The sequence below is a fragment of the Steroidobacter cummioxidans genome, assembly GCF_003104955.1.
On the sequence record NZ_LSRW01000015.1, the window covers coordinates 52,869 to 65,458 of the forward strand.

Sequence of the window (12,590 nt, forward strand, 5' to 3'; positions counted from 1 at the left end):
GGCGCGTACGCGATTCAGCGCGACTGCCAAACCCTTCGCAGAGCCAGCCGTAAACGATCAGTGTTCTTGGGACGCCTTTTCTCGCAGCTGCTCGGCCACTTCATCGGCGGGCAGCATCAAAGTTTCATCGGATAGCACGACGGCCTCGGATAGGGTAGGCGAGTCGTCGTCGGCATCGCCGGCGACGGCGGCCTGCGCGGTCGGCAGTGAGCTGTCGGCGTTCTTCAGGACCTGGAATGCCTCTTCCGCCTCCAGCGGCCCGCAATAGAAGTATCCCTGCGCGTAGTCGCAGCCCATACGTTGCAAGTCACGCGCGGCATCGTCGGTCTCGACGATCTCGGCGACCGATCGCAGGCCGAGACTGCTGGTCATTTGCACGATGGCGGCGGCGATCGCTGAATTCGCATGCGCCGAGCCGGCGCGATCGACGAAGGGACGATCGATCTTCACGTAGCTGAAGGGAAACAGCTGCAGGTAGCTCAATGACGAATAGCCGGTGCCGAAGTCGTCGAGCATCATTTCGATACCCAGATCGTGCAGACCGTCGAGAGTCTCGCGCGCCGCGCCGGGATTGCTCATCAGGCCGCCTTCCGTCAGCTCCAGCTTCAGGCAGTCCGGTGACACGCCGGTATCCTTGAGCACCTGTTCCACATACGAGGTGAACTCGGGGTCGCGAAGGGCGGCGGCGGAGACGTTTACCGTCAGATAGAAATCGCGGTCGCGCGGCAAGCGATGGCGCCATTCGGCCGCGAGTGTGCAGACTTGCAGGATGGTCCAGCGCGTAATGGGCACGATCAAGCCCACTTCCTCAGCGAGGCTGAGAAACTTGTCGGGCGTCAACAGGCCTTCGATCGGATGCCGCCAGCGTAACAAGGATTCGGCGCCCGCCACCCGATCGTTGCGCAGGTCCACGATCGGCTGATACATCAAATGCAGCTCACGACGCTGAAGCGCGACGTGCAAATCCGCTTCCAGGCTCACCAGGCTCGCGGCGCTGCTGCCCATCGCGGGCTGATAGGCAACGGCCGTTGCCGTGTCGTGACGCCTCGCCACCGAGAGGGCGATATCAGCCTCACGCACCGCCTCTTCAGCACGCTGCAGGCCCGAGTCGATGCAGGTGACGCCGACGCGGGCAGCGACATTGAGCTGATGTTTGCGCAGCTCGAAGGGTTGTTGCAGCGTCTTCTGCAGCAGCCCGGCGATATCGAGCGCGCCGTCGCCGGAAGCGACATCGAAGATCAGCATCGCGAACTGATCGCCGCTCCAACGGGCGAGCACACACTCGAATTGCGCGGTGGCTTTTTGGAAGCGTCGCGCGGCCTGCACGACCACCTCATCGCCGGCGGTATGACCCAGCGAGTCGTTGATTAGTTTGAAACGATCGATGTTGATGAGCATCACTGCCAGTCGCTGACGACGGCGCGTGCGAACCTCACGCAGCGCGCGATCGAGTTGATCCATGAAGTAGCGACGATTCGGCAGGCCCGTGAACGCATCGTGGTAGCGCGAATGATCGAAGCTCTTTTGCAGGTTCTCGCGCTGCTCGATCTCGAGCACGAGCTTGCGTTGCGTCGTCTGGAGTTGGCGGCGGGACAGTGAGAGGGCGTCCCGCGCTCGATGCAGGCTGTGCACCAGATCGTGAGTTGCGAACGCGAGCATCCAGGCGACGACGGCGAGTAGCGCGATGGCCGCCGCCAGTTCACGTGCCGGATACCAACCGGCCTTGGGTCGCAAAGCGAGCTGCACATAACCGCCCGGCAGCTCTTGCGCGTAGCCTTCAGGCAGGCGGATGCGACTGACGATTGCGTCGTCCAGTTGCCCGATGCGGCTGCTGACAAAAATCCGCGGCGCACCGCCGGCGGTATCCACCTTCGACAGTTCGAAATCGTACTCGGGGTCGACGAGGCGATTGAGCTGCAGCTTCGAGAGCAACTGGTCCAACTCGGCACCGCGCTCATTCGCAGCCAGGGTTTGCAGTTGCCGTTCGACCGAGCGGCTATAGGTCGTAACGTGTGCGCCCGCCGTCGCGCGCATCTGCTCGGCACGCGCGCCGACACTGAGCGTGATGAGCCGCGCGCCCGCGAGCACGACGACCGTCAGCACCAGCAAGGTGAGTGGCCATTGCGAGCCGCGCTTGAGCAATGACAGTTTCATTGGCCTCGCGAGCCTAGATACGCGATGAAGCTCAAGGTGACGGTGATCTTCTCGACTCCCGATACCTCCAGGTAGTCGCCGAGCAATTGCACTTCGCCGCGCTTGAAGGGCTTGGCGATACCCAGGAAACCCTCGTTCGAATAGCTGGCGGGCAGCACGACACCGGGTAGCTGCACCAGCACCGCAGGGTTGGCTCTACCGGTCGAGCCGCCCAGCATCACATTGACGTGCTTGCCGTAGTAGTCGAAGCGCGCGCTGGTGAGATCGGTGCCCAGATTGCCGCTCACCGACTCGGCATAGGAGATATTGGTCACGAAATTCGGCGACCACACGTAGGTCAGGCCGAGCTTGGGCAGATTGCCGTGGGTGGTGTCGATGTCGATCTGGCGCGTCTCCAGCTGCACCGAAAGTTTGTTGGTGATCGCCTGACTGATGGCCAACACGCCGACTTGATAGTCGAACTTGCGGCCATAGTCGTCGCCCTCACCGTTGTAGTACTCACCTATGAGAATGAAGCGCGACGATGGCTCACCTCGACCCCAGGCCGCCCGTAGCGAGCCGTAGGTCAGCTTCGATCGCTCGACGTAGGTATGGTCGACGCCCGCGCCGGCGAGAAAGTCCGGAGTGAAATAGTGCAGATAGCTGAGCGAGCCGCCGCCGCCTTCAGCGTCGCTATCGACGAAGCTCGAGGTGCTACCACCGAGTGCTAGCTTGTTGTACGGCCGCGCATCGATTTCGGCAGCAGTGGCGGATGCGGTTGCCGCCAATGACGACAAGCACAGTACGGCGGATCCAAGCCTCATGGGGGTGTCACCAGCGTTGAATTGGAAAGGGCATGCTTTGGCGCGTCGGCGAGGTGCGCGGCCGCAGTGATGTCGCCACGGTCGCCAAGCGCGGCGCGTCCCATGGGCAGGAACGCAACGATGTAAATGCGCTCGTTCTCGCCGGGCAGCGGCGTAGCGGAACAGGTCACTTGATAGACGCGCGGGCCGATCTCGATGTGCATCTTGCGGCGGCCGGTGAGTCCGGGCTCCCACCAGCGCGGCGGCATGCCGCCCAACGACAGCATCTGCGAGGCGTCGCTGTCTCTGTCGAGTGCCGCAAACAACGCCTGCGCCGGCTTGTTGAACGAGAGCAGTCGGCCCTGCGAATCGAGAACCAGCATGGCCTGGCCGCTGACGTCGAGCGCGGCGTGCGCCGTGAACTCCTCGGTCCTGTCATGAATGACGACCAGCGCGAAGCGCCGTCCTGGCTGAGCCAGGTGCCGCACTTGAACTTCGGTCGCACGCAGCCGGTCGCCCACTTTGATCATGCTCAAAGGCACCACGCCGCCCGAGCCGGAAATCGCTTCCTGCACCATCTCGGGATAGGAAAAACGAATGACCTCGAACAGCGGCCGGCCGTTGGCCGATTCCTGGTCCTGGAATCGTGCCGCTCGTGCGCTGGCGCAAACGACCTGCAGGGTATCGCTGTCGATCAGCAGGGCAGGCAAGGGCATCGCTTCGATCAGTGTCGTCCAGAACTCCTGGCCTCGCTCGGCTTCGGCGCGAGCCACATCCACATGCGAGTGCAGGCGCTCGAAGATCGTGCCCAGATATTCGGCGGCCACCGCGCATGCGAGCAGGAGAATTGCAAACACCTGCAGCAGCACGGCGTAGTAGGCGGAGGGTGCATAGAATCCAGGAAACGTAGACGCCGATCCCTGCTGCCCGAGGATGGCCGCAAGGGACGCGCCAACGGCGTTCAGACCGGGCACATACCAGCGCAACTCCGGCGCTTGGGCGAGCGCCACGACGCCGGCGACTGCGATGGCGAGGATCGCCATCAGATAAGGCTGCCAGCGCGATAGAAAGATTGCGCCGACCACGGGCAATGCGAACACGATCAGGAACGCGGGGTTTTGCAGGCCGCCGGCGTTCATCCAGATGAAACCGACGATGACGATGCCGGCGATGTGCAGCAGCGTGAGCACAGGGCGTCGTTCGCCGACGCGCGCCGGCTTGCCGACCACCGTGAATGAGATATGGATGGCGCCCAGCGCGAGCAACCCGAGGCAGGCGGCGACGAAGTTGATGTCCAGCGAGCTCAGCAACCAGGGCACAACGGTGCCCAGCAGGATGGCGAAGATGGTCAACAGCCACGTGTCATCCAACAGATGGATGCGTGGATCGATCCACGTTGGGGCTGGAATGACTTGTGTGTCGCCGATGTTCATCGCTGCACGACACCGCCTGCTGTCGGTTTGGCATCGCCGGCTGCGACGGTCGCGGCGTTGAGGCTGAAGTTGTTGCCCTCGAGGAAGGGCGTGGAGCGGACTTTCTCGCCGCCACCTTCGGGCTGGTAATCCGTGACCTTCAGTGGCCATGCGCGTGGCCGCATCACTTGATTGCCGCGCAGGATGGGCGAATCGCCGATCACGTCGATGCCGTTGAACTTCGGCTCGATGATGGTGTTGTCGATGGCGCTGCTCGGGCTGCGCTGATTGCCGAGCACGAACGCCAGGCCGTAGCCGCTGTTGTGAATGCGGTTCTTGCGGATCACTGTGTCCGCCGAGCTCTTGAGCATGACGCCGTACGCTTCGAGGCCGTCGAACTCGTTGTCTTCGATCACCGCCGCCTGGCCGTTCTCGACCACGATGCCCATCGCTCCGCCGCGGCTGATGCGATTGCCGCGTGCGACGGCGCCGGTGCCCATCAACTGCATCGCCGCTTCGCGAGAGTCGAGCAACTCGTTGCGCTCCACGATCAGCGAGACATTGGCGGTGAGAATGCCGATACGTTCCTTGTCGAAGCGGTTGTCCCGGATGCTAATGGCGCCGCCGCGTTTGTCCGGCTCGCTGCGCACGGCCCAGATGCCGGCGTCGCGGTGCTCGGAGAATTCGTTCTTCACGACCATCGCATTCTTGTTGGACGCCGCGAAACGCACGCCGACGCGATTTTTGGCGAAGTGATTGCGCTCCAGCAGCAGTTGATCGGCGTTCTCGGCGACATCAATGCCCACGTCGCAGTTCTCGATCGAGGTCGTCTGCAGCTTGAAGCGCTCGGCACGCAGCACGATGCCGGTTTCTTTGCAGTTGTGAATCTGCACGCCTTCGATGGAAATATTGGCGCCCGAGACATCGAGCACGGCGCCGCCCGGCAAGTTGCTGCCATCGATCTGCGTGCCATTCTCGTCGGCAACGAGTCGAATTCCGCCTGCGTTTGCCAGCGGCGGCAGAGTGGAGGCGAGCGTGATCTTCGGCACCTTGAGCGCAATGGTCACCTCGCTGGTCCCCGCCGTCGCTTTGAAGATTGCTTCGCGCAGCGAGCCCGGCCCGCGATCCTCGCCGCTGGTGACGTCGATGGACGGGCTGTTGGCGGCTTGCCCCGGAGTGACTTTGCGAGACTGGTGCCAATAGCCCAGCCCGACGAACACGCCGAGCAGAACGAACACGACGATGGAAACCGCGGATCGACGGCTAAGCGGCATTGGCGCCTCCGCTACGCTGCAAAACAAACACCGCGTGCCACGAGCGTTGCACGGCGATCCGGCCGAACAGCACGTCGATCGGCGTGGAAACCAGCGTCACCGCCGCCAGTGCCGACATGCCCAAGGGGCGAGGCATGCGCCGCAGGTGCGGCAGCAGCCACGTCTTGAACGGCGCCGGATCGACGCCGCTGATCGCACGCAGCTCGAAGCCTTCCTCTGCAAACAAATCCAGATAGACGCGCCGCTGTCTGGCGCGAAACACGCTGGTGTCGCAATGCTCGGCGATACTCGCAGGTGCAGCTTCCAACAGCACCATGCGTCCACCCGGTGCGAGGTGATTCGCCATCCGTCTCACCGCCGATCGCAACGACGCCGGATCGAGGATGTGCTGCAGTACTGTGACGCCGAGAATCAAATCGAACGGTCCGCCGGCATCGAGGTGTGCCAGGTCCTGAACGATGAAGCGGGTGCGAGTCGACACGCCCTGCAATTCGGCGCGGCGGCGTGCTTCGGCAATCATGGTCGGACTCAGATCTGCGCCGGTGACGATTCCACCGCGGCCGGCCAGCAGCATGCTCCAGCGTCCGACGCCGCAACCCACATCGAGCACGCGTGTGCCGGGTTGGATGCCGAGCCAGGGACGCAGGGCGAGATACTGGCTCCAATGGATCATCCGGTTATAAAACTGCGGCATGCCGTACGAGCAGACAGCCGCGAGCCCTGCGCCTTCCGCCGCGAAGCGACGCGCACGGTCCTCCCAGTAGTGATCGGGCAAATACTGTTCGGGCGCCGGTGCGCCACGCGCGTTCATGAAGCCCTCCGCATGAGACTCGTTTTCTCCTCCAGCGGCAACGTCGTGCTGGCACTTGGCAGTGGCTCGTAGTGATCGCGATAGACGCGGCGACCCCACAGCTTGACTGCAATCCAGTTGAAGTAGCCCACCGTCATGGGTGCGATGTGAGTGATGGCATAGAACAGATACAGCGGCACGATGGGCGCGACGTAGGCGCGCTCCTGTTTCGGCACGACGGTGAATAGCGCGAACACTCCGAGCGCCAGATAGCTGCCGATCGCCGCCATGAAGTAACTCGGATTGATTAGCGCATTGCGTGGGAAGACGTTGGCGAGAAACAGATTGTCGAAGCCGCTGATGAAACTCAGAACCAGCAGCAGCGCGCTGACGATCTTCAGTGGATGCACGATCAGCGACAGGCCGCCGAGATAGATCAGGAAGTGATACATGGCGAAGGGCGTGCGCTTGGCGACGCTCCAGACTTCACTGAAGCGCTCGATGTACACCTTCAGCAAGCCGTAGTACCAGCCGACGCGCTGTGAGAACCAGCGCCGCACGTTACCGGGCCCTTCGGTACTGACGACGAGCCGACCGTCGTAGTAGATGCGCTCGCCGTGACTGAGCAGGATCAGCGCATTCTGCAGATCTTCGGCATAGACCGATTGAGTGTGCTCCGCCAGCGCCAGCTCCAAGGCATCGCGGCGATAGCAGGACACGCCGGACGTGATGCTGTAGTCCGCCAGGCTTTCGCGACCGATGCGGAACGCCAGCGCATATTCGAACGCCTGAAAGCGGGCGAGGAATCCATCGGGCTCGATCATCACGCGCGGACAGACGGCGGCGGCGCCGGACTGCTGGAAGTCACGAATGAATCGCTCGAAGTCGATCCTGCTGCCGCCGTTCTTGTCACGGATGCGGATGTCCGGATCCACGACCATCAGGGTTTCGATGTGAGGCGGAATGCGTTCGAGCAGACGCTTGACCGCACCGGGCTTGTGACGATTGATGCCATCGTCGAAACAGCGCCAGCCGGCGTGACGTAGCCGCAGCACAGTGGCATCGGTCGAGCCGTCGCTGATCAGCCAGACCTTGTCGCGATAGGGCGCGAACGCATCCATGAATTCATCGAGCAGTGGCTCGAGATTGTGAATGGACGCGATGATCGCGTATGGCCGTACCGGCACGAGCTGGCGCGCGCCGGTAGGGAAGGCGGCGGAGATATCGATCGAAAGATGCCGATTCTCTTCCGTCGGTGCGGTGGCGATGTGACGGCGCCGTACGTGCAAGCGCAGGATGAAATCCAGCGCATCGGTGTAGACGATCAGATTCGCCAACCCATAGACGAGCAGCGAGAAGCTGGCGGTCTGCAGGTTGGCGGCGGACAGCGCAATCCATCCTGCCAGCAGTGCGCACACGCCAAGGGGTGCCAGCAAGCTCCAGGGCGTATTGAACTTCACGCCATCGCGACGGCGCGGGTCGCCGTCGTCCTCCGCGGCTGAGGCAGGCGAGACTCGAGCTCGGCGCACACCTCCTGCTCGGGGGCGACGACGATGCCATGCTCGGCCAGAACCGGCACGCCTACCAGAATCCAGACCAGTGAGCGCACGCGCGAAGGAAGATGCGTCGCGCGCGTTTGCAGCTCGGCCAGCTTGGCCTCGAATCTGCGCTCGATTTCGAGAATGACGCTGCGGACCGTGGGATCGATGGGCAGGATCTTGGCTGCCTGATCCCACTCGATGGTCGTGCCGTCGATCTGTCGATGTACGAATTGAGTATGTGGCAGCAATGCCGGATCGCGCGCAAACGCCGCACCCGAGAACGGGATGATGTAGGGGTACATGCCAATCTCACATCCTTGTCTCAGCCATCGGTACGCTTCACGCAACGTCTCCGCCACGTCTGTCAGCGAGGCGCGGGGCGAGCTGAGAATCAGATCGAGAAAGGGCGTGATGCCGAGCTCGAGCGTCGCACTCAGCATTGGCTGGATGTGCCGATGGATCTGGCCTTTGTTGAACTCGGTCAGCACATTGCGTGAGAAGCTCTCGATGCCGAAGCCGAGCACGCGAAAGCCAGCCCGGCGCATGGCGCTGAGGCGCTCCGCATTCATCGCGTCGATGCGATTGGTACTGATGAACTGCAGATCTTTCGGCAGCTCGCCCGCTTGCTTCGCGGCAATGATGCCTTCGCACAAGGGCAGGACGCGTCGATCCTTGGAGAAGACAAAGATGTCGTCCTGAAAGATGATCGTGCGCACGCGGGGATGCTTCGACACGATGCGCTGGATCATCAGCAGGCATTCATCGGCATCCAGGCGTGCTATCGAGGCGACGCTGCCTTGCGCTTCGTGCAGAAAGTTGGTCGAAGAGCAGAACGTGCAGCCCATCGGGCAGTAGTTCAATGTGATCAGGCGAACCGAACGGATCTCGGCCAACGCAGCTTCGCGTGCCGCCTTGGTTGGCAAGCTGCCGACCCGGTACGCGGCTTCGAGGCGGTCCCAATAGGCCTCGTACGGCATGTTTTCGTAAGGCGTCGAGAAGATCGCAGCGCGCAGCTGATCGTGGTTCATCGCAGCTTGCGGCATGCGCAGTAGACTGCCGTCAGCGCGACGCTCCACTGTTCCGACGATGCCGCCCAGCGATTGGTCGGATGCAATGCGTGTTGCCAGCTCCACGAGCGGACGCTCGCCTTCGCCGAGGATTACGCGATCGAACGGGCCGAGATCGAACATCAGCTCGGGCCGGAACGTCGCTTCCATGCCGCCGGCCACCATCAGTGCCTTGGGTGCGAGGCGGCGGGCGAGATGTGCCAGCTCCAGATCGAACTTCAACGTCATGCCGGTGGTGGAGACGCCGATCACGTCCCACGTATCGCGCAATATTTCTTTTTCCAGCGCGCGCTCGGGCGGGCCGACGCAGCAATTCGGATCGAAGACTTTGACTTCGACGCCGTGCTCTGCGAGCACTCCGGCCAAGCGCCATACACCTAACGGCGGAGCCAGGAAGGTGTATTCCCCGCAATGTGGGTCATAAGGTCCCACTAATAGAAATTTGGGCAAGTTCGCACCGGAACTTCTGACTTGTTGTGCGAGACCATGAACGCGCCAACCCGCCGGTGCGTTCCGGCGTAGGTGCTATTTGGTTGGGGCGCGAGATGAATGCGGACGCGGTGCGTGTCGCGAGGCGAAAGTACGTAGGAAAATTTCTTCGCGGCCGCGCTTCCTGCGCACGCGCGAAAAATCAGTTACAGCGTCGCCTCGACACCTGCGGAGATTCGCTGGCCGGTGTAGTCGTACTCGCGAGCTTCGGCGTCGTTGTTGGTATATCCGTAGCGCACGAATACCTGCCAACGTGAGGTCAGCGTCCGGGTCAATGAAAGCGCAAGCTCGGTGCGGTGCTCATTGCCGTTGGTAGCGGAGTCGAAGTTGCTGTTGCGTCGTGATGCTTCGGCGAGCAAGGTCCAGTCGGTGGCGAAGCTATATTCGGCATCGACGCTCAGCTGCTGCCGAGTGGCGGACAGCGAGTTGTCCTGGTAGTCGCCGATCTCGAGCTGATATCCAAAAGTGAACGCCCAGTCGGCCCGCGTCCAGTCCAGCGCGGCGCTCAGCTCGTGGCGTCGGCCGCTCACGCCGCGGAACTCACCGAGCCCGTCGATATCGCTGAAGCGATACCGGCCGCGCATATAAACATCGGGCAGCAGGTCTCGGCCGGTTTGAATGAACAAGGCGCGCCGGGTTTCGAAGCCGGAGCCGTCGAGCGTCGTATATGCCAGCTGGACGCCGGCGTCATTGACCCAGTCATCGAACAGCCAGCGATAACGCGCGCCCGATTGCAGGCCGATCTGATCGAAGCTGTCCAGCTTCAGGTAATCGACCGCCATCACGCTGCCATCGACTCGCCAGGACTCACCCAACGGCGTGCTCACAGAGAACTGCGCTTCGGCGAAGTTGTCCGCCCGGTCGCTGATGCCGAGCACGTTGGCATTGGAGACCAGCGCGACATTGTTGTCGTGACCGATCCCGAAGCCTGCGTAGCCGAACCAGGCGTGCGTCCGAGCGGGAGATTGCCGATCGCCGAGCTGAGCCGCTGCCAACTCCTGCAAGCGTTTGTCTTCGGTCGCCGTCGCGACGCGCGAGAACCAGTGCGAGGCTGCGGTCGGATCGTTGCGCTTGAGCTCCACGAGGCCGAGGTTGTAGTAGGCCAGCCCGGCCATGGACGGCGTGTTGGCAACTTCCTTGAATGCCGTTTCCGCCCGACCATAGTTGCCGACACGATAAGCGGCGACACCGATATTGAAGTGCAGGGCAGGGGTCGACATGCCCTGCGCGAAGGCGGCTTCGAAAGCCGTCAGTGCGGTTTGATAGTCGCCTGCCTGAAAGGCGCTGCTGCCGGATCGGAACTGTTTGGTGGCCTCTTCGCTGTGGGCGTGTGCGGGGCCGGAACAAACAAACAGTAACGCGAGGACTGCCGGCGCGGCGCATAGCCGCGAAGAAAGGCAATCAGCGCGGCGGGCGCCCGGGAGGATTCGGATTTTTCGGCGGATGGTTGCGTTCGCGCTCTTCGGCGCGGGAGCGTCGAGCCTGCTCGCGTTGCTCGGCAGCTTCCTGTTTAGCCAGGTCTTTAGCTTCACGAGCGCTCTGCTTGGCTTCGGCCCTGGCGGCTTTGTCAGCTTGCTGCTCGGCCTTCTTGTCGGCATTGGGCTTGGACGAATCGGCTGGCTTGCGCTCGGGCAGTGGAATTCGGCGGACGACTTCGTCGGGGCGCTTGGCATCGGGGTCCACGATGATCTGCATGGTCACGTCGAGATCGTCCTGCCCCTGCGCAGGTTTAGGCTTCGATTCGGACTGCTGTTGCGCCAGGGCGCTGTGCGCCAGCAAACACAGGGCCAGGTACGTTGCGTGCTTCACTCGTGGCGCAATAATCATCGTCTGACGCGAGTGTGGCAAGTACTCAGACGTGAATTGCGTCATGTCCGCGTCGCCTCGCGGTCGCGCACCGTGAGGTTGATGGTTACCCGACGCGTCCGGCCGCCATGTTCGATGACCGCGACCAGTTGGCCGGCGCCGGTGGATCGGGCGACGACCGGTAACGACAGCACGTTGCTGCCTTGGGCGAGATGAGTCTGCCAGTCGATCTCGCGCTCGTTCTCGAAGCCATCCAGCACCACACTGCCGGTGGCCAGGATATGAATGGTCGCACCGTCCAGGGCGCGCTCGGAATCGATCAGCACGTCGATGTCCCGTATTTCATTCAAGGCCAGCGTGATGCCGCGAGCCTCGCGAGTTGCCAGCGGCGGCCACACCATGAGCATGAGAGCGGCGGCAGCGGCGGCGCCCACGACGACGCCAACCCAGGTCTCCCAGCGGGACACCAGATGCGCCAGCCGGCTACGCGACGGCGCTGCCTGGCGCGCGGCCGCAGCGGCCAACGCCCGATCGATGAATTCCGGACGCGGCTCCGGCGCGGGTAAGCGCTCGAGCGCCTGGCGCAGAATTTCAGCGTCTTTGTCCACGATGCTTGCCCAGCCTGTTCAGGTCGCCCTCGCGGGCGCGCACTTCATACACGATCTAATGTCGAGATTCGTTCCGTTACCAATAATCCCTTCAGTTTCGCCCGCGCGCGGTGCAGTCGGGATTTCAAGGTACCCACCGGCACGTCCATGATCTGGGCCAGCTCCGGCAGGCTGTAATCCTCGATGTCATGCATCGACAATACCACGCGGTGTTCTTCACCCAGTCGCTCCCAGGCCGCCAGCACCCGGTCCTGGGTGAGCTCCTGTTCCAGCAACTCGGCCGGTCCGGCGGAGGGATCGATCAGATCCTGCGCTTCCTCTTCATTGCCGTCGTCCGGGGGCTCGGTGTTGAACTGCACCGGCGAGCTGCGCTCGCGGCGCACCTGATCGACGAAGATCCGATACATCACTCGCAGTGCCCAGGGGCGGATGCGCTCCAGGCCGCGCAGCTCATCGAGCTTGGGATACAGACGGACCAGCAGCTCCTGGACCAGGTCTTCGGCGCGATCCACTGTGCCGGTCCATCGATAGGCGGAGCGATAAAGGGCTGGGACATGTTCGCGAAGCAGATGGTCGAACTCGGCTGCCGCGTTGGCATGCGACGGACGGGCGCGCTTCTGCAGGACCATGATCTCCATTAAGCCTCACACGGAGCAGGCTGTCGAAA

11 protein-coding genes are annotated in these 12,590 nt (G+C 62.8%); all 11 read right to left on the minus strand.

Annotated features, from left to right (window positions below):
• Positions 1 to 57 precede the first annotated feature (57 nt).
• Positions 58 to 2,154, minus strand: coding sequence for a putative bifunctional diguanylate cyclase/phosphodiesterase (locus tag D0550_RS09930; protein ID WP_116809010.1), 2,097 nt, complete (start codon positions 2,152 to 2,154; stop codon positions 58 to 60).
• Positions 2,151 to 2,957: a hypothetical protein gene (locus D0550_RS09935; protein ID WP_116809012.1), complete on the minus strand. Its 807-nt coding sequence runs from the start codon at positions 2,955 to 2,957 to the stop codon at positions 2,151 to 2,153. The genes D0550_RS09930 and D0550_RS09935 overlap by 4 nt, the downstream gene beginning before the upstream one ends.
• The gene (locus D0550_RS09940; protein WP_116809014.1) at positions 2,954 to 4,369 is read right to left on the minus strand and encodes a nitrogen regulation protein NR(II); all 1,416 of its coding nucleotides are present in this window, start codon (positions 4,367 to 4,369) and stop codon (positions 2,954 to 2,956) included. The genes D0550_RS09935 and D0550_RS09940 overlap by 4 nt, the downstream gene beginning before the upstream one ends.
• Complete coding sequence (locus tag D0550_RS09945; protein WP_116809016.1) at positions 4,366 to 5,622, minus strand: right-handed parallel beta-helix repeat-containing protein; 1,257 nt, start codon at positions 5,620 to 5,622, stop codon at positions 4,366 to 4,368. The genes D0550_RS09940 and D0550_RS09945 overlap by 4 nt, the downstream gene beginning before the upstream one ends.
• Positions 5,612 to 6,433 carry an SAM-dependent methyltransferase gene (locus tag D0550_RS09950; protein ID WP_194074845.1) on the minus strand — a complete coding sequence of 274 codons (822 nt, stop codon included), beginning with the start codon at positions 6,431 to 6,433 and terminating at the stop codon, positions 5,612 to 5,614. The genes D0550_RS09945 and D0550_RS09950 overlap by 11 nt, the downstream gene beginning before the upstream one ends.
• The gene (locus D0550_RS09955) at positions 6,430 to 7,941 is read right to left on the minus strand and encodes a glycosyltransferase family protein (RefSeq protein WP_116809018.1); all 1,512 of its coding nucleotides are present in this window, start codon (positions 7,939 to 7,941) and stop codon (positions 6,430 to 6,432) included. Before D0550_RS09955 ends, D0550_RS09950 begins: the two co-directional genes overlap by 4 nt.
• Positions 7,869 to 9,452, minus strand: coding sequence for a B12-binding domain-containing radical SAM protein (locus D0550_RS09960; RefSeq protein ID WP_275129229.1), 1,584 nt, complete (start codon positions 9,450 to 9,452; stop codon positions 7,869 to 7,871). Before D0550_RS09960 ends, D0550_RS09955 begins: the two co-directional genes overlap by 73 nt.
• A gap of 203 nt (positions 9,453 to 9,655) precedes the next feature.
• The gene (locus tag D0550_RS09965; protein ID WP_241520780.1) at positions 9,656 to 11,011 is read right to left on the minus strand and encodes a tetratricopeptide repeat protein; all 1,356 of its coding nucleotides are present in this window, start codon (positions 11,009 to 11,011) and stop codon (positions 9,656 to 9,658) included.
• Positions 10,911 to 11,288 carry a hypothetical protein gene (locus D0550_RS35895; protein WP_241520778.1) on the minus strand — a complete coding sequence of 126 codons (378 nt, stop codon included), beginning with the start codon at positions 11,286 to 11,288 and terminating at the stop codon, positions 10,911 to 10,913. Before D0550_RS35895 ends, D0550_RS09965 begins: the two co-directional genes overlap by 101 nt.
• Positions 11,289 to 11,377: 89 nt before the next feature.
• Positions 11,378 to 11,923 (minus strand): hypothetical protein, encoded by a 546-nt coding sequence (locus D0550_RS09970; RefSeq protein WP_116809023.1) that lies wholly within the window; start codon positions 11,921 to 11,923, stop codon positions 11,378 to 11,380.
• 44 nt (positions 11,924 to 11,967) lie between these two features.
• Entirely contained in the window at positions 11,968 to 12,561 is a 594-nt protein-coding gene (locus D0550_RS09975; protein WP_116809025.1) for an RNA polymerase sigma factor, read from the minus strand.
• Positions 12,562 to 12,590 lie beyond the last annotated feature (29 nt).

Excerpts from the sequence above, each read along its gene's own strand:
- D0550_RS09945 (WP_116809016.1), bottom strand. The coding sequence starts at position 5,622 with ATGCCGCTTAGCCGTCGATCCGCGGTTTCCATCGTCGTGTTCGTTCTG.
- D0550_RS09940 (WP_116809014.1), bottom strand. The coding sequence starts at position 4,369 with ATGAACATCGGCGACACACAAGTCATTCCAGCCCCAACGTGGATCGAT.
- D0550_RS09930 (WP_116809010.1), bottom strand. The coding sequence starts at position 2,154 with ATGAAACTGTCATTGCTCAAGCGCGGCTCGCAATGGCCACTCACCTTG.
- D0550_RS09935 (WP_116809012.1), bottom strand. The coding sequence starts at position 2,957 with ATGAGGCTTGGATCCGCCGTACTGTGCTTGTCGTCATTGGCGGCAACC.
- D0550_RS09975 (WP_116809025.1), bottom strand. The coding sequence starts at position 12,561 with ATGGAGATCATGGTCCTGCAGAAGCGCGCCCGTCCGTCGCATGCCAAC.
- D0550_RS09950 (WP_194074845.1), bottom strand. The coding sequence starts at position 6,433 with ATGAACGCGCGTGGCGCACCGGCGCCCGAACAGTATTTGCCCGATCAC.